At 72.5% G+C, this 19971-nt stretch carries 19 protein-coding genes and 1 pseudogene; 9 read left to right on the forward strand and 11 right to left on the reverse strand.

The features are described 5' to 3' along the window. Positions 1-129: 129 nt before the first annotated feature. Positions 130-1119 (reverse strand): DUF4344 domain-containing metallopeptidase, encoded by a 990-nt coding sequence (locus ACFYYJ_RS36560; protein WP_389138652.1) that lies wholly within the window; start codon positions 1117-1119, stop codon positions 130-132. A gap of 251 nt (positions 1120-1370) precedes the next feature. Here ACFYYJ_RS36560 and ACFYYJ_RS36565 point away from each other — a divergent pair, with 251 nt between their 5' ends. Further along, positions 1371-1901: a DUF3995 domain-containing protein gene (locus tag ACFYYJ_RS36565; protein WP_389138654.1), complete on the forward strand. Its 531-nt coding sequence runs from the start codon at positions 1371-1373 to the stop codon at positions 1899-1901. A gap of 38 nt (positions 1902-1939) precedes the next feature. Here the strand turns inward: ACFYYJ_RS36565 and ACFYYJ_RS36570 are convergent, their stop codons facing one another. The 6 genes from ACFYYJ_RS36570 to ACFYYJ_RS36595 form a co-directional block, all read right to left on the reverse strand. Further along, positions 1940-3358 (reverse strand): NUDIX domain-containing protein, encoded by a 1419-nt coding sequence (locus tag ACFYYJ_RS36570; RefSeq protein WP_389138657.1) that lies wholly within the window; start codon positions 3356-3358, stop codon positions 1940-1942. After that, positions 3355-3633, reverse strand: coding sequence for an aldehyde-activating protein (locus tag ACFYYJ_RS36575; RefSeq protein ID WP_389138659.1), 279 nt, complete (start codon positions 3631-3633; stop codon positions 3355-3357). The genes ACFYYJ_RS36570 and ACFYYJ_RS36575 overlap by 4 nt, the downstream gene beginning before the upstream one ends. Before the next feature lie 379 nt (positions 3634-4012). Then, positions 4013-4435 (reverse strand): YjbQ family protein, encoded by a 423-nt coding sequence (locus tag ACFYYJ_RS36580; protein ID WP_385366266.1) that lies wholly within the window; start codon positions 4433-4435, stop codon positions 4013-4015. A 43-nt stretch (positions 4436-4478) separates the two neighbouring features. Continuing rightward, on the reverse strand, positions 4479-4832 hold the full coding sequence (locus ACFYYJ_RS36585; protein ID WP_385123153.1) for a UBP-type zinc finger domain-containing protein: 354 nt from the start codon (positions 4830-4832) through the stop codon (positions 4479-4481). Further along, positions 4829-6304, reverse strand: coding sequence for an ATP-binding protein (locus ACFYYJ_RS36590; protein WP_385366265.1), 1476 nt, complete (start codon positions 6302-6304; stop codon positions 4829-4831). Before ACFYYJ_RS36590 ends, ACFYYJ_RS36585 begins: the two co-directional genes overlap by 4 nt. Next, on the reverse strand, positions 6301-7977 hold the full coding sequence (locus ACFYYJ_RS36595; protein ID WP_385123159.1) for an FAD-dependent oxidoreductase: 1677 nt from the start codon (positions 7975-7977) through the stop codon (positions 6301-6303). The genes ACFYYJ_RS36590 and ACFYYJ_RS36595 overlap by 4 nt, the downstream gene beginning before the upstream one ends. Positions 7978-8306: 329 nt before the next feature. On the opposite strand from ACFYYJ_RS36595, the gene ACFYYJ_RS36600 reads away from it, so the two are divergent. From ACFYYJ_RS36600 to ACFYYJ_RS36610, 3 genes are all read left to right on the forward strand, one after another. Continuing rightward, on the forward strand, positions 8307-8561 hold the full coding sequence (locus ACFYYJ_RS36600; protein ID WP_389138663.1) for a hypothetical protein: 255 nt from the start codon (positions 8307-8309) through the stop codon (positions 8559-8561). A gap of 112 nt (positions 8562-8673) precedes the next feature. Continuing rightward, positions 8674-9189, forward strand: a complete 516-nt coding sequence (locus ACFYYJ_RS36605; RefSeq protein ID WP_385123162.1) for a GNAT family N-acetyltransferase — start codon at positions 8674-8676, stop codon at positions 9187-9189. Between the two features lie 195 nt (positions 9190-9384). After that, on the forward strand, positions 9385-10461 hold the full coding sequence (locus ACFYYJ_RS36610; protein ID WP_389138666.1) for a M4 family metallopeptidase: 1077 nt from the start codon (positions 9385-9387) through the stop codon (positions 10459-10461). Between the two features lie 198 nt (positions 10462-10659). Here the strand turns inward: ACFYYJ_RS36610 and ACFYYJ_RS36615 are convergent, their stop codons facing one another. Both ACFYYJ_RS36615 and ACFYYJ_RS36620 read right to left on the reverse strand, forming a co-directional pair. Continuing rightward, the gene (locus ACFYYJ_RS36615; protein WP_385123166.1) at positions 10660-11064 is read right to left on the reverse strand and encodes a PPOX class F420-dependent oxidoreductase; all 405 of its coding nucleotides are present in this window, start codon (positions 11062-11064) and stop codon (positions 10660-10662) included. A gap of 110 nt (positions 11065-11174) precedes the next feature. Further along, positions 11175-12035 (reverse strand): MBL fold metallo-hydrolase, encoded by an 861-nt coding sequence (locus ACFYYJ_RS36620; protein WP_389138668.1) that lies wholly within the window; start codon positions 12033-12035, stop codon positions 11175-11177. Between the two features lie 129 nt (positions 12036-12164). Between ACFYYJ_RS36620 and ACFYYJ_RS36625 the strand changes: the two genes are divergently transcribed. Then, positions 12165-13757, forward strand: coding sequence for an alpha/beta hydrolase (locus ACFYYJ_RS36625; protein ID WP_389138670.1), 1593 nt, complete (start codon positions 12165-12167; stop codon positions 13755-13757). Here ACFYYJ_RS36625 and bla read toward each other — a convergent pair. Then, complete coding sequence (gene bla / locus ACFYYJ_RS36630; protein WP_389138672.1) at positions 13688-14659, reverse strand: class A beta-lactamase; 972 nt, start codon at positions 14657-14659, stop codon at positions 13688-13690. The two genes, ACFYYJ_RS36625 and bla, sit on opposite strands and share 70 nt — an antisense overlap. Positions 14660-14782: 123 nt before the next feature. Between bla and ACFYYJ_RS36635 the strand changes: the two genes are divergently transcribed. Next, the gene (locus tag ACFYYJ_RS36635) at positions 14783-15355 is read left to right on the forward strand and encodes a hypothetical protein (protein WP_385367287.1); all 573 of its coding nucleotides are present in this window, start codon (positions 14783-14785) and stop codon (positions 15353-15355) included. A 70-nt stretch (positions 15356-15425) separates the two neighbouring features. On the opposite strand, the gene ACFYYJ_RS36640 is transcribed toward ACFYYJ_RS36635, so the two are convergent. Next, positions 15426-17162 carry an immunity 49 family protein gene (locus ACFYYJ_RS36640; RefSeq protein ID WP_389138828.1) on the reverse strand — a complete coding sequence of 579 codons (1737 nt, stop codon included), beginning with the start codon at positions 17160-17162 and terminating at the stop codon, positions 15426-15428. Positions 17163-17499: 337 nt separating this feature from the next. Here ACFYYJ_RS36640 and ACFYYJ_RS36645 point away from each other — a divergent pair, with 337 nt between their 5' ends. The 3 genes and pseudogenes from ACFYYJ_RS36645 to ACFYYJ_RS36655 all read left to right on the forward strand — a co-directional run. Then, positions 17500-18774, forward strand: a complete 1275-nt coding sequence (locus ACFYYJ_RS36645) for an MFS transporter (RefSeq protein ID WP_385367119.1) — start codon at positions 17500-17502, stop codon at positions 18772-18774. Between the two features lie 226 nt (positions 18775-19000). Further along, positions 19001-19768, forward strand: coding sequence for an IclR family transcriptional regulator (locus ACFYYJ_RS36650; RefSeq protein WP_385123178.1), 768 nt, complete (start codon positions 19001-19003; stop codon positions 19766-19768). A 134-nt stretch (positions 19769-19902) separates the two neighbouring features. Continuing rightward, a pseudogene (locus ACFYYJ_RS36655) lies at positions 19903-19971 on the forward strand (hypothetical protein); the annotation flags it as partial.

Genomic DNA, 19971 nt, shown 5'->3' on the forward strand with positions numbered 1-19971 from the left:
GGAACTTCTGGTCCGCCAATCACTGGTACTAAGCCGACACAGGCATCAGTAGACGCACGAAGACGCTCGGCAGGGACTCCCCGCCGAGCGTCTTCCGCGTGCCCGACCGCCTGCTCGCGGCGGGACGGGTCATTGGCTCTGGCGGAGCTCGTCGAGCACCTTCGTGAATGCCTTCGTCTCCGCGACCAACCGCGCCTGCGCCCGCTTCTGGTCCTGGTCCCCCTGAGGCTTGAACGCGGTGCTGAAGTGTGGTTGGAGCTGGGTCCACCAGCCGTAGTCCAGCATCGCCCACGCCTGTGGGCAGAGGGGGGCGCGGGTCTTCGGGAGGTACCCGCCGTCGACCAGGGGCTGCTTGTACTTCTTCGGGTCGCTGCCTTCCAGGTAGCACAGGAAGTTGAAGACCCGTGCCTGCGTGACGGGGTGGTCACTGGCCAGGTTCTCCAGGGTCAACCGGCCTCCCTTGCGGGCGATCTCGTCGAAGAGGATCGCGGCCGCCAGCGACGGGCCCGGCCCGACCTCGTTGACGGTGTAGAAGGACGCGAAGCCGTCCGCCGCGTCCTCTTCGAGGCCGAGATTGGCCAGGAGGAGCTGCCGTTGCAGGGCGTGACCCATCTCGTGGCCGAAGATGAACTCGGTCGCCAGCACGGTGAGGTCGTCGGTGTTGTACTGCGACGCGGGGAACGGGGCGGGACGTTTGACGGTCTTCACGACGTCGGCGAAGGAGTCCTCGATCTGGGCGAGGAACGACGGCGGGATGTAGATCGTCCTGCCGTCCGGCTGGGTGACGGCGTCGGTGACGCCGGGCGGCACTTCGGCGGTGACCTTCACGACCATGTCGTACGGGAGCGTGAGCGTCCGGTTCACCCAGTCGGCCGTGCGCTCCAGCACGCGTGAGTCGCGGATCAGCGTCACGACCTGCCGGTCCTCCGGCGGGACCGTTCGTTCCTCGTAGACGATGGTGACCTTCCCGGACCGCGCCGCCTGGGGGCGGGGCCCCGCTCCGGGCGCCTGTCCGGCGTCGTCCTCGGCGCCGCAGCCGCTGACCGTGAGCCCGACGAGGACCAGCACGCCGGCCAGGGTGCTGCGCGCCCGGTGCGACTGACTGGCGGTGTACGGCATGGTGGTCGACTCCCGTCGCGCGTCCCCGCCCTCATCCTCCGGCCGGCCGTGCGCGGGTGCCCGCCGGGCCGTCCGTCCGGGGGAACGTTCGCCCGGCGGCGTCGAGGGAGGGGCCGCCCTCCGAGTCGGAGAGATCCTCCCCCGTGCGGGGGAGACGGGTTGGTCCCGGTGGCCGAGGTGCCCGGGCGGCCGCTCCGCCAGAGTCTTCCCAGGAGGCGCGCAGTGCGCCGCAATGGACTTCGGGGGACGACATGACGCCTGTCACGGCTTCGGCCACGGCTTCGGCACGGGTACGGCGCGGGTGGCGGCAGGCCTGGCCGGGATATGTGGCGGCCGGGGCGGCACTCGCCTACGCGGCGCCGCACTTCTGGTGGGGCGCCGGGATCGGCGCGACCTTCCCCGGGGACTTCGCCTCCGCGCCGCACGGCACGTGGGAAGCCGCGATCGGCTACTGGGTGATGGGCGCCGTCGCGGTGTCCGGTGCCGTCGTCGCGCTCGGCCTGGTGCGGCCCTGGGGCCGCCGGCTGCCGCGCCGCACGCTCTGCGCCCTGTCCCTGACCGCCTCGGTCGGTATGACCCTGTGGGGCTTCACGTACTTCGCGATGCGGGGCCTGTTCGCCGCCGGCCGCGTCGTCTCCGCGCCCGCCTTCGCAGCCAAGGACGCCCACCCGCAGGCCGCTTGGGGCCTCTTCTGGTACGGCCTCTTCGTCCTGTGGGGCCTCATGCTCGGCCTGGCCGCCTGGAACCGGCTGCGCAGGGACGACACGGTCGTGTCCGGATGACCTCGTACGAGGGGGAGCCGGGGCATCCGGCGGCCGGTTCAAGGCTCAACGGCCGGCGGCCGGTCGGGAGTGACGGGAGCGGTGAACACGGTGTGGAGGCGGCGCAGGGTGCGCAGGCCGCGCTCCGTGACCTCGGGGTCGTCGTGGCCGGTGCCGTGGGCGACGGCGGAGACGGCGTCGAAGGCGGCCTCGCAGTCCAGGCGGAGTTCCTCCCCGGGAGTGAGCGGTCTGCCGTAGCCGGCGAGGAACGCGGCACGCAGGTCGGGGCGGCCGGTCCAGGTGTCGCCGATGCGGACCATGTCCCGGGTCGCGGTGGCGTACTCCGCCCGCTCGAAGTCGAACAACAGGGGCTCGCCGCCGTCGCTGAGCAGGACGTTGCGGTACTGGAGGTCCCCGTGGGTGGGTACGAGGGCGGGCCGCGGGAGCTTCGCGTAGGCGCCGGCCAGGGCGAGGACCAGGTGCTCGTCCCCGTCGCCGAGGTGCGGCCGGGCTTCGTCGAGGTGACGCTTCACCTCGTCCGCGGCTGCCGAGGTGCCGCCGTTCCGCTCGGGGGCGCTGCGGTGCAGGGCGCGGGTCAGACGGCCCAGAGCGTGCTGGACGCGTGCCTCGGCGGCCGTGTCGAGGACCATGCCGTGCAGGGGGCTCCCGGCCAGGGCGGTGACGACGACGGCCCGCGCCTCCGTGTCGGCCGCGACGAGACGGGGAGCCCGTGGCCCGAGCGCCGGCACCCACGTCCGGTAAGCGGCCACCTCCCGGTCGTGGAACTTCGGCCCACGGTGCCGCTTCAGGTACCAGGTGCCGCCCCCTGGCCCGGTCAGCCGCCACACCCGGCTGCCGGTGCGCACCCAGGACACCTCCGTCGCCCGCGTGATCCGGCCCACGGCCCGCTCGGCGAACACCCGCAGCCGGTACGGCAGCTCGGACCGGTCGGCGGTCGGGCCGGTGAGCAGGCGGGTGCGGTCCGGGCCGCCCGGTGTGTATGCGACGGGATCGTCCGGCCGCTGGAAGTGCACGGCGGCGGGCAGTCCCGCCCGGTAGGCGTCCAGCCCGGCCCGGCAGTACGCCACCATCGGCCCGGGGAGTTCGTCCATCGGGTACCAGCCCATGGCGTCACAGCGGTCCGGCTCCATGATCCGGGGCCGCCCGGACCACCGGCGGACCTCGAAGAAGACGCCCAGTCGGGAGCGGGAACCCGTGGGGGGACGGTGGTGCACGGTGACGGCCGCGGTCACGTCCTCGGCGTCGATGAGCACGCCGGTCTCCTCGCGAGCCTCCCGGATGACCGCCTCCACCATGTCCTCGCCCGGGTCGAGATGCCCGGACGGCAGGTGCCACAGTCCCGTCGCGTAGACCGGCCCGTACCGCCGGGACAGCAGTACCTCCGGGCCCGCCCCGCCGTCGCGGCGCAGGACGAGATGGACGTCGACCGGCACCGTGTGCCGGGGCCCGCCGCTCACCGCGCGGCGCCGGGATGACGGGAGTCGGGGACCTGGGGCAGCCAGGTCACGGCGGTCTCGCGGAAGCTCTGGCCGACCGGCACCAGGTCGGGCGGGTTGCCCAGCGCGGACAGGGTGACCGCGATGCCGGCGGCTCCGTCGTCGAGGGCGCAGAGCTGGCTGCCGCAGCCGGGACAGAAGCCGCGCCGGGAATCCGGCCACGTGTGGTGCCAGGCGGGCTCGCCACCGGAACCGGTCCACGTCAGGCCGTCCAGGGCGAAGGTGACCCAGGACATCATCGGACCGCCGGACAGGCCCTGGCAGTCCGGACAACTACAGACGTGCGGGTAGTCGGGCTCACCGGCCACCGTGAACCGGATTCTCCCGCACAGACACCCCCCGGTGCGGACCGCGGAGGCCGCCCCGGGGTGTTCGATCGCTACGGGGGGCGAGGGATCGGGCTGTAGCGGGTGCACGGGGTCCTCCGGATGGCCGCACGACTAGTACTGGTGCTCCAGGAACGACTCCCGATCGGGGCACGTCACGGCCGAATCAGGGGAGAACCGCGAACGGATGTTCTTGCGGGTCGTGGTGGCCTTGGAGGGCCTGCGGTGGCGGTGCCGAAACTCGCTCGAACAGGGTTGGGTCACCCGCTCGGCGGATTGCCGGTGGGTCTCAGGCGAGGAAGGACAGTCGTACCGCGCGCCGTGGGTTGTCCCCGTTGGTGTCCACCAGGACGACCGACTGCCACGTGCCCAGGGCGAGTTCGCCGCCGACGACCGGCAGCGTGGCGTGCGGCGGCACGATCGCGGGGAGGACGTGGTCCCGGCCGTGGCCGGGGGAGCCGTGCCGGTGGCGCCAGCGGTCGTCGGCGGGCAGCAGCGTACGGAGGGCGTCCAGCAGGTCGTCGTCGCTGCCCGCGCCCGTCTCGATGACGGCCAGCCCGGCCGTCGCGTGCGGGGTGAACACGTTGAGCAGCCCGTCACGTCCCCGGGCGACCTCGTCGAGGAAGCGGGCGCACGCGGCCGTCAGATCGTGGACGGTCTCGGCGGAGCCGGTGGTGACGTCGATCGTCCGGGTGGTGAAGGTGTCCGTCATCCCTCCATCCTGGCGCCCCTCCGCGCCACCGGCCACGCGTCGATCAGCGGTGCAGCCGCGTCGTCCAGTCCTGGGGGACCCGGTCGGCCGGTCCCGGTGCCGGCTGGTCCGCCGGGTGGCCGTGCGGCGGTGTCAGCTCGGGGCCGGACTCGTACAGGGCGTTGGTGTCGAAGTTCCAGAACCACTCCTCGCCCGGCTCGAAACTCTGCACCAGGGGGTGACCGGTGGACTTCCAGTGCGCCGTGGCGTGTTGCGCGGGGGACGAGTCGCAGCAGCCGACGTGACCGCACTGGGCGCAGCGTCGCAGGTGGAACCACCAGCCGCCCACCGTGTCACACTCCGTGCAGCCGGTGCCGCTGGGCGGGACGGTCGGATCGATTCCTTCGAGCTCGGTCATGCCTGCTCCTCGGCGGATTCCGTATCGGTGGAGGTGTCCTGCGGCGGTGCGGTCAGCGGCAGCAGCACCCGGAAGCGGGTGTCGCCGGGGGCGGATTCGACTTCGAGGCTCCCGTGGTGCTTGTTGACGACGATCCGCCACGAGATGTCGAGGCCGAGGCCGGTGCCCTCGCCGACCGGCTTGGTGGTGAAGAAGGGATCGAAGATGCGGCTGCGGATGTCCGCCGGAACGCCGGGACCGGTGTCGCGGAACTCCACCAGCAGGCGGTCCCCCTCGCGCGCGGTGCGGACCGTCAGCGTGCCGTCGCGGCCGGTGCTGCCGATCGCGAAGACGGCGTTGTCGACGAGGTTCGTCCACACCTGGTTCAGCTCGGCCGGGTAGGCGGGCACATCGGGCACGGAACGGTCGTACGCCTTGACCACCCGCACCTGGGGGCCGATCTTGCCGGACAGCATCAGGAGGGTGCTGTCCAGGAGTTCGTGGACGTCGACGACGCGGTGCGGGGCGCGGTCGAGCTGCGAGTACTGCTTGGCCGCGTCCACGAGATGGGAGATGCGGGCGGTCGAGTCGTCGATCTCGTCCATCAACAGTTCGGTCTCGACCGTGTAGTTGAGCCAGCCGATGGCCGCCGGCAGGATCTCCTCGGCCACGGTGGCCGCGACGTGCTCCAGCCAGTCCGTGTCCAGACCGGCCTGTACGAAGGTCGGCGCGATCCGCCAACCCTCCGGAATCCCGTGGTCGTCGAGCCAGTCCGCGAGCTCGTCCTCCCGGTCGGACGCCTCCAGGGGGCTGAGCGCCGTCGCCTTCGCGACGCGCTCGACGGTCCGCTCCTGGATCTCGATGAGGTCGGCGATCGCCTCGCGCGAATACTGCCCCTGGGAGATGTGAGCCAGCTTGTGCCGCATCTTGCCGACCCGTTCCCGCAGTGTCGCGGTGGCCCTGACGGCCGCCGCGGCCGGGTTGTTGAGCTCGTGGGTGAGACCGGCCGACAACGACCCCAGCGCCAGGAGCCGTTCACGCTGCCCGATGGCCCGCTGCGTCTGCTTCGAGCCGAAGAAGAGCCCCTCCAGCAGGTGCGCGGCCATCGGGAACCATTCCCGCATGATGTCCGCGAACGACTGCGCGGGCAGGACGAAGAACCGCGTCGGCTCGGTCACCCGCATCGTGTTGTTGTACGTCTGCGGCACGCGGTCGCCGAGGTAGGCCTGCATGGCACCCGCGTACACGCCGCGCTGCGAGGTGCGGCTGACCTCGACGTCGTCGCCGCCGACCCGGCGGTAGAGGACGACGGTGCCCTCGATCATCACGTAGAAGCAGGTGGCCGGGTCCCCTTCGGTGTAGACCGGGCCGGCTTCGAACCGCTCCACCCGCCCCTCGCGGCACAACCACCCGAGCTGCTCCGGGGAGAGCTTCTCGAACAGGAACAGCGAGGTGATCTCCTGCGGGCTGCACGGCATGACCTCGCCGCTCATGACTGCTCCAGGTACCGGTGGACGAGCATGACGGCCATGGCTCCCTCTCCGACGGCGGACGCGACGCGTTTCGCGGACCGGGCGCGCGCGTCGCCCGCCACGAACACGCCCGGAACGTTGGTCTCCAAGTGGTACGGCGGCCGGTCCAGTTCCCAATCGGCCGGCGGTCGCCCGTCCGGCGTGAGGTCCGGCCCGGCCAGGATGAAACCGTGCTCGTCGCGCAGCACCGTACCGTCCAGCCAGTCGGTGCGCGGCGCCGCGCCGATGAACACGAACATCCACTGCGCGTCGACGAGTTCGGTCGCGCCGCTGTCCACGTCCCGAAGCGTCAGCCGCTCCAGGTGCCCGTCCCCGGTCGCCGCCTCGACGACCGTACGGGTCCGCACCGTGATGTTCGGCGCCTCCTCGATCTGCTGGATCAGGTAGTGCGACATCGACGCCGTCAGGGACTCCCCGCGCACCAGCAGCGTCACCGACTTCGCGCCCCGCGCCAGGTACATCGCGGCCTGCCCGGCGGAGTTGGCCCCGCCCACGATGTACACGTCATGGCCCTGGCAGGACGACGCCTCCGTGAGCGAGGAGCCGTAGTACACCCCGCAGCCGGTCAGGTCCTCGCAGCCCGGAGCCTGGAGCTGCCGGTACGACACGCCCGTCGCCAGGATGACGCTCTGTGCGGCGACCGCCGACCCGTCGGAGAAGCGGACGACCCGCGCCGCGCCGTTGACCTCCAGCCCCGTGACCTCGCGCGCGGTGAGGATCTCGGCGCCGAACTTGCCGGCCTGACGGCGGGCGCGCTCCGTGAGCTGCGCCCCCGAAACGCCGTCGGGGAAGCCGAGGTAGTTCTCGATGCGCGAGCTCTGCCCGGCCTGCCCGCCGGTCGCCGACCGCTCGACCAGGACGGTACGCAGCCCCTCGGAGGCCCCGTACACGGCCGCGCCGAGCCCGGCCGGGCCGCCGCCGATCACGACGAGGTCGTAGAAATCGGCGGTCGGCGTCGTCGCGAGTCCGACACGGGCGGCCAGTTCGGGCGCGTCCGGCTCGACCAGCACGGTGCCCTCCGGAGTGACCACCACGGGCAGCCGCTGCCCGTCGACCCCGGCCGCCTCCAGGAGCCGTTGCCCCTCGGGCTCGTCGGACGAGTACCAGCGGTACGGCACCTGGTTGCGGGCCAGGAACTCCCGTACGTACGAGGAACGCGCCGACCACCGGTGCCCGACCACCTTGGTGGCGGGTACGGGCCGGTGGTCACTGGAGCGCCAGGCCGCGAGCAGATCGTCCACGACGGGGTAGAGCTTCTCCTCCGGCGGGTCCCACGGCTTGAGGAGGTAGTGGTCGAGGTCGACGACGTTGATCGCGTCGATGGCCGCGTTGGTGTCGGCGTACGCGGTCAGCAGGACGCGCCGCGCGCCGGGGTACACCTGCAGGGCCTGTTCGAGGAACTCGATGCCGTTCATCTGCGGCATCCGGTAGTCGGCCAGGATCACCGCGACCAGGTCGCCCCGCAGCTTCAGCTCGCGCAGCGCCTCCAGCGCGGACTCACCGGACTCGGCGCGCACGATGCGGTACCCGGCGCCGTAACGACGCCGCAGGTCACGCGCGACCGCACGGGAAACCCCCGGATCGTCGTCCACCGTCAGGATGACGGTCCGCCCTGCATCGGCAGCCTGTGCCATACGTCTCCACCCCACGTGCTCTGGGCGGCCGGCAGCGGGAGCCGTCCGCGCCGGTTCCCGCCCATCGTATGTTCGATGGCACGGCAACGCTCCGGGACGCAGCGGACAGTGCACTACGTGCATATACGTGGTCGCTGCCGGTCAACTCCTCTTCCTCCGCATCCGCCCCGGCGGATGCCCGGTGCGGACCACCGATGCGCCTATCCGAGTGCCTTCCGGGCGCCCCGCGAGCGGGAAACGGGCAGCGGGGGTATGTCGTTCCGCGCGGGGCGACCTTGGGACGAATGAGGAGATCAGCCGTGTACGCAGTGGTTCGACGGTACGAAGGCGTGACCGATCCCGCAGAGGCGGGACGCCGAGTGGACGAGGGCTTCGTCCCCCTCCTGCGCCAAGTCCCCGGATTCGTGGCCTACTACTGGATCGACGCGGGCGGCGGCGTGATGGTCTCCACCAGCGTCTACGAGGACCGTGCCGGGGCCGAGGAGTCGGTCAGGAGGGCGGCCGAATTCGTCCGCGACAACCTCGCGTCGCTGCTGCCGAACCCTCCCCAGGTCACGGCCGGCGAAGTCGTGGCCGCCGGGTAGCGACCCGGGACGGCCGGGGCCGCCGCTCGCCTTCGTGCGGACCGGCCTCGGCCACGCCAGGGGGATCGGCCCCGTCCGTGGCGTGCTTCGCTCGGGATGACAGACTGCACGGATGATCGATGATCTTCCCGTCGGCCTGCGGGCCCGGCGCCTCGCCGACGAGGACCATCTCCGCGTGCTCGCCGTACTCGACGCGTGGTGGGGCGGCCTCAAGGGGGAGGCCGGAGCGACGGAGCGTGCGCTGCTCCTGCCCCGGCTGTACTTCCAGCACTTCACCACCACCAGCTTCCTGGTCGAACACGGCGACGGCGAGGTCGCGGCCTTCCTCGTCGGATTCCTGTCGCAGACGGAACCCGGGACCGCCTACGTGCACTTCGTCGGCGTGGACCCGGCCCTGCACGGCCAGGGCGTCGGGCGTTCCCTCTACCGGGCCTTCTTCGCGCTCGCCCGCTCACACGGGCGCCGTCACGTGCACTGCGTCACCAGCCCGGAGAACACCGCGTCACGCGCGTTCCACACCCGGCTCGGTTTCACTCCCTCGGTCGTCAAACCGGACTACGACGGCCCGGGACTCGACCGGGTCGCCTTCACCATCGACCTCGCCGACGCTCCGGGAGCCGCCCTCTAGAGCAGCGCCGCCGCACCGACTTGGCGCCGGGCCGGCCGTACGGCCATCCGGCCGTCGGAGCATCAGGACTTCACCCTCCGGGTTCCTTGGCCATCCCAGGGCGGCATGTTTGCATCGTCCCCGCGGTCGCCGCGCACGGGAGTCCGCGTCGAAGGGGCCGCCCTCGTGTCCGAGGACCCACCCAGGAGGATGTCGATGGCTCGCCGTACCACCATCCGAGGCCTCGTCGCCGCGGCCACCGCCGGGGTCGCGCTGCTCGTGCCGACCGGACCGGTCGGCGCCGCACCTGCCGCCGGCGCCGCACCTGACGCACCCGCCGCCGGCGCCGCCGCCCTGCCCCAGGCGCGGATCTTCATGGTCAACCCCGTCCAGTCCACGGGCGATCAGAGCCTCACCGACCAGAGGGACTCCGCCTCGGCCGTCCCGAACTCCGCCTACACGCCAGCCGAGTTGCGCAACCTCGACACGAGCGGGCGCCTCTCGGGGCGGTGGGCGTACGTCCGCTCCGAGACCGGCGCCCCCGCCTCGGTCTCCGCCGCGGCCACGTACAACCGCAGCAACGACCAGTTCGAGCAGGTGATGGCGTACTTCTGGATCAACGAGGCGCAGGAGTACCTCCAGGGCCTGGGCTTCGGCAGCGAGCTGCCGGGCGTGAACAACCGTCCGCAGGCGGTGCGGATCAACCAGTACGGCCTCGACAACTCCTTCCTCGCGGGCAGGAGGGGCGAGATCCGCTACGGCAAGGGCGGCGTGGACGACGCCGAGGACGCCGAGGTGATCGTCCACGAGTACGGGCACGCGGTGCACCAGGCGCAGGTTCCCGGCTTCGGCCGGTCGCCCGAAGCGGGGGCGATCGGCGAGGCCTTCGCGGACTACCTGGCCATCGAGGTGGGGGAGAACGCGGTGCAGGCGAACGGCTGGCCGCGCCGGGCGGACCTGGCGTGCGTGGCGGACTGGGACTCCGTCCCGTACACCACCGCCCCGCACTGCCTGCGCCGGGTGGACGGCAGCAAGGTGTACGGAGACATCGTGGGCGAGGTGCACGCCGACGGGGAGATCTGGTCGCGGGCCCTGTTCGACGTCCGGAACGCGCTGGGCGCCCGTACCGCGGACCGGATCATCGTCAACGCGCAGTTCGGCTTCGCGCCCGACACCGACTTCCAGGACGCGGCGCTGACGACCATCGAGACGGCGCGTCAGATGTACGGCGACCCGGCGGCGGACGCGGTTCGGGCCGCCTTCGCGGCCCGGCAGATCCCCGGCGTCATCTAGGGCTTGTCTTTCGGGTCATGCCGGGCTCACGGGGTTGATCCAAAAGACAGGCCCTGGCACCCACCCCGCGGAACCGGCCACCGCGCCGTTCGGTGGCCCGGCCGACGGCCGGACGGTCACGTCACGGGAGTGAGGTCGCACCCCGTGCCCCGCGGCCGTTCCGGGGCGCGGGGCACGGGGTGCGATGGTCGGCGGGGCTCAGAGTGCCCCGACGATCTTCCGCGCGGAGATCCGGACGACCACGCGCGGGGCGTCGGCGGCTGACGCCGGGTTGAAGTCGCTGTACTTCTTCCCGGTGTACTTCACCGACAGCTCGTCGATCAGCTCCTGGCCGCCTTCGGTGCTGAGGTCGGCGGTGCCGCGGATCTCCGCGTACTCGTACGGGGAATCGAAGGGCTGGAGCAGTACGGTGACGCGCGGATCGCGGCGCATGTTCTTCTCCTTGCGCCGGCCGACCGTCGTGGAGATCAGCACGTCATCGCCCTCGCGCTTCACCCAGACCGGTGACACCTGGGGGCTTCCGTCGGGCTGGATGGTGGCGATGGTGACGAAGACGGGGGTGTCGAGCAGTTCCTTGAGCCTGTGGCTGAGCTCAGCAGACACGGTGGGTCCCTTCGGACGGGGTACGGATGTCGCCCCACCTACTACCGCAGCCCACCGCGTTTTCGCGGGAACCCGCCGATCACCGCCGTGGCGCCCGCCGGCCTGCTCCGTCAGTCCCGGTACACGAGGACGAACTCCGCGTAGGGGTGCGTGCCGTGGCCGTCCGCCGTCTCGTCGAGGGCCTCGCGCAGGGTCCGCAGATGGGCCGCGGTGAGTTGGAGCGGCGGCTCGTCCGGCTGGTGCGTGGTGCCGCGGGGGTAGTCCTCGCCCGGCGTGGTCGTCATCTCGACGTGGCAGCCGAGGACATGGCGGACCGGGCGGGTGGCGCAGAAGTCCAGCAGCCGGTCGACGGTGGCCGAGTAGGCCGCCCGGTCCTCGATGTAGAGCCGCCCGGGATAGACGGAGTCGCCCGTCAGCAGGAGGCCGGTGTGGCGGTCGTGGAAGACCACCGCGGCCCGCTGGTGGCCGGGGCCGGGGATCAGGTCGAGGATGCGGCCGCCCAGGTCCAGCGTGCCGGTGCGGTGGGGCCAGTCGGCGAGCCCGAAGGCGGCCGTGACCTCGTCCAGCTCGGGACCCACGACCGTGGTCAGGGGTCGGTCAGTGAACTGCGCGTCCGCCGCGATGTGGTCGCCGTGTCCGTGGGTGTGGGCGACCAGCAGGGCGTACGCGGGCCTCGGGTGGCGTTCCAGCCAGTCCGCGACCAGCCGGTCGACCGTCTCCCGCAGCGGGAAATGGGCCGGATCGGCGGACGCGCCCGTGTCGAGGAGCAGCGCCCGCTCATTGCCGAAGAGGAGGAAGAGGAACGGGGCCTCGTAGTGCACGGATTTGTTCTGACGCAGGATCACCGTGTGTTCGGAGTAGGCGTGGACCTGGATCTCCGGGGCCGGGTCGTGCTTGGGGGAGGACCAGCCGGCGTGCCAGACGACGTCGAGACTGCCTGCGACCGGGGCGCCCCGGAGAAAGTCGATCACGTGCCCAACGTACCCGCCCGGCTCGCGCGCGCCGCCGAAACGCGGTTTCGTGGTGGCATGGGCGTGCGTACCGATGCGGCGGCATCGACCGCCGGGCCGATCCCTCGCCGTGACCGAGGAGCGCGTAACATGTCCGCACCGGGTCCGACGGCCGGCCGCCGACTCCGGGCGGCACTCCTCACCGCGGCGCTGGCCTGCTCGGCGCTGCTCACGGGCACCGGTCCCGGACTCGGGACCGGATCCGCCGCCGCGCGGAGCACGCCCCCGTCACCCTCGGCGACCGTACCGAGACTGGACTGGAGCCCGTGCAAACCCGGCAGCCCCTGGGAATGCGCCACGGCGAAGGTGCCGCTCGACCACGCGGCCCCCGTGGGCCGCACCATCGACCTCGCGGTCGTCCGCCGCAAGGCCACCGATCCCGGCCGGCGCATCGGCACCCTCTTCGTGAACCCCGGCGGTCCCGGCGGCCCCGGCACCGTGCAGGTCCCGCAGAACTACGACGCCTTCCCGAAGGAACTGCGGGAACGGTTCGACATCGTCAGCTGGGACCCCCGCGGGATCGGCAACAGCACGGCCGTGAACTGCTTCGACACCACCGCGCAGGCCAAGACCTGGGCGGCCCGCCCACCCGGAGGCTTCCCCGTGGGCGCGCAGGAGCGCAAGGCGTGGATCGACGCCTACGAGGACCTCGGCCGGCTCTGCGAGAAACGCGACCCGGACCTGCTGCGCCACGTGTCGACCGCCGACACCGCCCGGGACCTGGACCTCCTCCGGCGGTCCGTGGGCGACCCGAAGCTGAACTACCTCGGCGTCTCCTACGGCACGATCCTCGGCGCCACCTACGCCAACCTCTTCCCCGGCAGCGTCCGCGCCATGGCCCTCGACAGCAACATCGCCCCCCGGGCCTGGATCGACGGCGGCCCCCAGGCCGATCCCCGCAGCACGACCCTCCTGCGGATGGGCTCGGACCGCACCGCCGCCGCCACCCTGGACCGGTTCCTCACCCTGTGCGGATCGGCGCCCGCGGCGCGCTGCGCCTTCTCGGCGGGCAGCCCCGAGGCCACCCGCGAGAAGTTCGACGCGCTGATGCAGCGGCTGCGCGAGCGTCCGATCGGCCCGTGGACGTACGCCAAGACGGTCGCCGACACGGTGAGCAGCCTCTACATCGTCGACCCCGGCTGGACGGCCCTCGCGGGCAGGCTCCAGGAGCTGTCCCAGGGCCGTGCCCCCGCGCCCGCGGTGTACCCGCCGCCGCCCCCGGTGGACCGGCCGAACCCGTACCTCGGGGACGAGCAGGCGGCAGCCGTGTGGTGCGGCGACAGCCCCAACCAGCGTGACCCCGCCGCCTACCACCGGCTGGAGGAGGACAGCGCCCGGCGGGCCGGCGATGCGGGACGCTACTGGACGTGGGCGGCGGAACCCTGCGCCACCTGGCCGGGCCGGGCCGCCGCCGGGTACGACGGGCCGTGGAACAAGCCCACCGCCCGCCCCGTCCTGGTGATCGGGACCCGGTACGACCCCTCCACGCCCTACACCGGCGCCCAGGCCATGGCCCGTGAGCTGGCAGACGCCCGACTCCTCACGAACGACGGGTACGGGCACACCGCGCTGTTCAACAACGGCAGCAGCTGCGTCAGCGCGTACGAGAGCCGCTACTTCGTCGACGGGACGCTCCCGCCCCCGGGCACGGTCTGCCGCCCGGACCGGATCCCCTTCTCCTGACCGGTGGGGCGCCGGCGCAGCGCGGCGACGACGGCTTCGGCGGCTCGCGCGATGAGGCGGTCGTCGTGCTCGGCGTCCGGGGTGGCGCGGCTGGACAGGACGGCGACGACGATCGGCTCGCGGTGCGGCGGCCAGAGGACGGCGATGTCGTTGCGGGTGCCGTACTCGGCCGTTCCGGTCTTGTCCCCGACCCGCCAGTCGGCGGGAACGCCGGCGCGGACGAGGGCGTCGCCGGTGGTGTTGCGCCTCAGCCAGTCGACGACGAGGGCCCTGCCCTCGGCGCCGAGGGTGTCGCCGAGGGCGTAGGCGTGCAGGTCGGTGGCGAGGGCGCGCGGGGTGCTGGTGTCGCGGAGGTCCCCGGGCGTGGCCTGGTTGAGGGCGGTTTCCCAGCGGTCGGCCCGAGTCGTGCGATCGCCCAGACCGGCCAGGGCGCGCTGGAACCCCCTGGGTCCGCCCAGGTCGCGGAAGAGCAGGTTCCCGGCGGTGTTGTCGCTGTGGCGCACGGCGGCGTCGCACAGCGCGCGCAGAGTCATGCCCGTTCCGACGTGCTGCTCGGTGACGGGGGAGTGGGCGACCAGGTCGTCCCGGCTGTAGCGCAGGACCCGTTCCAGGCGCCTGGGAGAGTTCTTCCTCACCACCGCCCCCGCGGCGAGCGCCTTGTACGTGGAGGCGAAGGCGAACCGATCGTCCGCGCGGTGCTCGACGACGCGCCCGCTGCCGGTGTCGAACGCGTACACACCCAGCCGGGCGTCGAACTCCTGCTCCAGACGGGCGAAGGCGTCGTCCGACGGAGCGACGGACGGCCCGGCCGTGGTGCCCGCCTCGGCCGCGGTGCCGCCGAGCAGTGGCGTGAGCGCGACGGTGGACAGCGCGGCGAGTGAGGCGCGTCGGGTCAAGGCCACGAGAGAGTCCTTCTCATCCGGATGTGATGGGCTTTCCCGAAGCTATCGGCATGCGGCGGACCGTTGGGGTCACAGTCGGCCGTCGAACGTGCCGGATCCCGCCCACCGCGGTACGGGTACGACATGGCGCAGAAGCGGGACAAGGCAGGCGACGACGGCACCACCGGGCGACCGAAGCAGCGGGGAGCCACCCTCGCCGTCCTCGCGGGAGCGATGATCGGCGCCCTGGCGGGTCTCACCGGAAGCACGCTCGCCTATTTCGAGGCCAAGGACACGCACAGGGCCGAGGCGGATGCGCGCCGCGCGGACATCCGGCGGGAGGCGTACGTCGAGCTCTCGGCGAGCGTGAACAGATACGTGCAGCAGGCCGGCCAACTGCTGAGGGTGAGCCTCGATCCGGCGAGGACCGCGGCGGACAGGCAGCGCGCGCTGGCCGAAGGGTACGCACCCGCCAACACGGACCTCGCACGGGCCTATACGACGGCCCGCATCGTGACGACCGGCGAGGGCAGACGGGACCTGGAGAAGTTGGCCACCCTCACCACCCGGGTGGGACAGCTGGCGGCGGACCGGGTCGCCGACGGCCCCGAGGGCGTCGACGTGAAGAAGACCGGCGCGCGGTTCACGCAGGCGGTGGAACAGCAGCTGGCCGCACTGCAGACGTTCCTGGACCGCGCCGCCGACGGGGCGCTGTAGGTCGCGCGGGCACCGCGGTCGGCCCCTCCGGCCGCCTGCGCGCCGCGCCGGAGGGACCGTCGGAGCCCCGTCAGAAGGGCTGGGCGGCCCGCAGGATCTCCTGCGGCAGGTAGGGGGACTCGACGCGGATCGCCCAGCCGCGGCGGCGGGCGTGACAGGCCAGGGCGAGGATGTCGACGTCGATGGCGGCGTCCGGATGGTCGGCGCGGTCGGCGACCTGGTAGTGGGCGCGGTGGGCTTCGAGCGCGTCGGCCAGGGCGAGGTTGAAGCTCTCCTCGTCGCCCTCCACGAGCTGTGACAGCAGCACGGCCGGTGGCATGGCGAAGCCCCAGTCCTCGGCCTTCTCGGCCTGGTCCAGCGCCCGCTGCGCGGCGGCTTCCGGATCGTCGCCCTTCAGGTAGGCGTGGAGGGCCTCGCGGTACGGGCCGAAGGCGGATCCGTCGGCGCTCGCGAACGTGGGGCCGGTCAGGACCAGCGGGGCGAGGTCCTCGCGTACGCCCGTCATCAGGGCGAAGGCGGTGGCCATCTGCCAGTTGCCGGCGCCGGCCGCCCGCTTCCGCTCGGCCGGGTAGCGCAGCTCCCTGCCGTCGATGGTCACCTCGGTCCCGGTGCCGGGCTCCGCGAGGGCGATGCGGAACAGGGCCGCCCCCACCTGGGAGACCAGCCTGAGCCGAGCGAGCTGGGCGTCCGTGACTCCTCCGGAGCCCCCGGCCCGCCACTTGAAGAGGCGTTCCTGGTCCGCCATGACGCTGCCGAGCAGCGAGACGCCGGGGGGTTGCCCGTCGACAGGGGTGAACGCCTCCTCCAGCCGCCCGGCGTACCTGGCCTCGGTCTGCGGGCTCACCGTCCAGTCGCCGTCCGGCCGTTCCACCACCAGGGGGCCCGCCGCCAGCTCGGCGACCGCGTCCGGCCGTCGGTTCCGGCCGAAGCCCCCGACCCGCGGGCCCCGGGCCTCGAAGCCGGTGACCAGCGCGTGCGGGAGGTAGTCGCTGCGGACGGCCGGGGCCCAGCCCAGCGTCCGGTACGCGAGCGCGGCGAGGGCGATGGGGACGAGCGGGAGGAGGCTGCGCGGGGAGGTCGTGGAGCCGTGAGAGGCGTGGTGCGTGGTCAGGAGGCCGGCCAGCGCGGCGTCGAAGGCCGCCCGGTCCTCGGCGGCCAGGGCGCGCAGTGTCCGCAGCGCCGCGGTGTCCGGCCGGTCCAGGAGGGGATCGCCGCTCTCCTCGGCGCGGGTCCGGATCCGGTCCAGGGCCGCGTCGACGGCGGCGAGCTTGGCCCGCGCGCTCGGCGGGTACTCCTCGTCGTCGCCGGTGTCGTCCAGGACGACGGCCATCAGCCCCGTGGCGAGCTCACCGCCGGGCAGTCCCCGAGTCCGCGCGGCGAACTTGTCGCGGGCGAAGTGGAAGGCCTCGCCGTGCCACTTGGCCTTGTCCCGGAGGACCGCCAGGCAGAGCGCGTCGGTCCACTCGCCGGGCGTGACGCTCTCCTCGGGTTCGTCGTCACCCGGGTCGTAGCCCATGCCGAAGTTCACGTACTCCAGGAAGATCTGGAAGGAGCAGTGCGGGTGGTACGCCGCGTAGGCGACGGCGCCCGCCGCCGCCTCGGAGGCGTCCTTGAGGACGGCCTCGGCCTCCGCGGTGTCCAGGTCGGGCGTCTCGACGGAGAGGGCGCCCAGGTAGTCGAGGAACTCCTCCGCGATCGACTGCCACTCGTAGGTGGTCATCCGACCGCCCCTCGACATGGACCGGACCTGCCCCCCGATCCGGTTCGTGAAGTCCTCGCGCGCGGCCGATACCGCGGCCCCGCCCACCTGGTGACGCTCTATCCGCACTGTGCCCTGCTCCTTGATCGAATCCCGGCAACAGCCTAAGTGGTCGTCACCGCCGACTCTCCCGTCTGGAGCGAAGCTCAGGTATTGGCCCCTCGTGCCGTGACCTGCCGGCGGTCGATCACCTCGCGGTCTCGGACGACCAGCGGCTCATCGGCGAGATTCACCGGCGTGCAGATGTGGTTGGGGACGAAGCGACCACCGACCCGAGGCGTGGTGCCCCGTCACGTCTTCCGGGAGGCGGACCACGGCATGGTGCTCCAAAGGGTGCAAAGATGCACCGGCCGGGTGTCGTAAGGGCCGCTGTTAGTCTGCGCCCATGACCAAGGGGAGAGCGTTCGGCCGGATGGCCGCCATGGTGGGGAACAACCGGGCAGAGCGCGTACTGATCCTGGCCAGTTTCGTGAACCGGGTCGGCAACGGGCTCTTCAACACGGCGTCCGCGCTCTACTTCACCTTGGTCGTGGGGCTCCCGGCAGCGCAGGTGGGTGCCGCCCTCACCGTCGCCGGCCTGATCGGCCTGCTCGCGGGGATACCGGGTGGCCACCTGGCCGATCGACGCGGGCCGCGCACCGTCATGATGCTCGCCCTGGCGGTCCAGGCGCTGGCGATGTCCGCTCTCGTACTGGTCGAGAGCTGGTCCGCCCTCACGGTCGTCGCCACCGTCGACCAGCTGGCCGCGGCCGTCGGCGGCGCGGCCTGGGGAGCCCTCGTGGGCCGGGTCGGCACCGAGCGCCCGGCCCTGTTCAGGGCGAAGCTCCGTACGTACGTCAATCTGGGCGTCGTCCTCGGCACCGCGGGTGCCGGATTCGCGGTCGCGGCGAACAGCCGTCCCGCCTACCTGGTGTTGATCCTCGGCAACGCCGCCAGCTTCGCGCTCTGCGCCCTGCTCCTGTTCCTGCTGCCCCCCTACGAGCCGTTGCCGCGGCCGCCGCTGCAGGGCCGATGGACGGCCCTCGCCGACCGGCCGTTCGTGACCTTCACGCTCCTGTACGGCGCGATGGGGCTGCAGTACGCGACGGTGTCCCTGCTCCTGCCCATCTGGATCTCCGAGCACACGGACGCGCCGCGCTGGACCGTGGTGGCGGTGTCCGCGATCAGTGCCGGGGTCTGCGTCCTCCTGCAGACCAGGATCGGATCGCGCGTCGAAACCCCTCGCGACGGCGGCCGGGCCTTCCGCACGGCGGGCCTCCTCTTCCTCCTCAGCTGCCCGATGATGGCCCTGACCGCGCACATCCCCGGGTGGGCGGCCGCCGGGCTCGTGGTCGCGGCGATCTTCGTCCACAGCCTCGGGGAGATCTGGGAGTCCTCGGCCTGCTTCGCCCTCGGCTTCGGCCTGGCACCGGAGCACGCCCAGGGCCAGTACCAGGGGCTCCTCGGGCTCGGCTTCAGCGCGGGCCAGGCACTCGCCCCCGCCATCCTCACCACCATCGTCCTCGGAGCCGGTACGGCCGGATGGCTGCTCCTCGGGGTGTTCTTCGCCGCCGTCGGCGCCGCCGGCCCCTCGCTCGCACGCTGGGGCGCGCGCACCCGACCCGGCCGGGGACCCGCGGCCGCGGAGACCGGCAGGGAACCGGACAAGGCGCCCGCCTAGCCGAACACCCGCTTCCGGCGTACGCGTTCCCCTGCGGCCCGCCGAGCACCTCCGTGAGACCCAGCCGGCCGATCGGCTCGGCGGCGACCCGGGAGATCCACAGTGGGCGCACCGTACCCGGCAGGAGGTGCCCTTCCTGCGCCGGCGCGGTCACGGCACCGTCGACGAGCCGGAACCGTACGGCACTCGGCGCGGGCCCTCAACGGCGGTCTGCGAGACTGACCGCGTGAGCACAACCCGGAGCACCGCAGCTGGCAAAGTTCTCGAGGTTCTCTCGGCCTTCGACCGCGAACATCCGTCACAGACCCTGTCGGAGATCGCCCAGCGCACCGGCCTGGCCCTGAGCACGACGCACCGGGTGGTCGCGGAACTGGCGGACTGGGGGGCGCTGGAGCGCGCCGAGGACGGGTCGTGGCACGTCGGGCTGAGGCTCTGGGAGATCGCCTCGGGATGTCCGCGCACCCAGATCCTGCGGGACGTGGCGCTGCCCTTCATGCAGGACCTGTACGAGGCGACCCACGAGAACATCCAGCTCGCGGTGCGCGAGGGCACGGAGCTCGTGTTCGTCGAGCGGATCGCCGGGCACCGGTCGGTGGAGCTGCTGACGATGGTGGGGAGCCGGTTCCCCATCGGCTCCACCGGAATGGGGCGCGTACTGCTGGCGCACGCGCCGCTCGACATCCAGCACGAGGTCCTCGACTCGCCGCAGCGGGCCTGGACCCCGCACACCGTCACCGACCCGAAGACGCTCCGCGCACAACTGGACCGCATCCGCCGCGAGCAGGTCTTCGTCAGCGACCGGCAGCTCTCGGAGAGCACGGTCGCGGTCGCCGCACCGGTCAGGATCGGTCGGAGCGGGCCGGTCAGCGCCGCCTTGGGGATCGTGATCGCGCGGCACAGCGCGGACCGCGCGCGCGGGCTGCGCGAACCGCTGCTGAGGGCCGTCCACGGCATCTCCGACGAGCTCGGGCGACGCGCCCGCCCGACTGCCTGAGACCCGATCGGGCTTCCGCCCGACGGAAACGCCGCTGACCGGCCGGGTCCCCGGGCGCCGACGTTCGACGTGTTCACCACGTCCACCGTTGCCCGGGAGATGCCGGCCGGAATCCTCGAAGCCGCCGGCAGGACCGCGAGTTCGTGGCCGCCATCCGCGAGGACCGCGAACCGAACGCCTCCATCGCCCAGGTGCTGACCTGA

It is taken from the genome of Streptomyces sp. NPDC002467, from assembly GCF_042889825.1.
Taxonomy (GTDB): domain Bacteria; phylum Actinomycetota; class Actinomycetes; order Streptomycetales; family Streptomycetaceae; genus Streptomyces.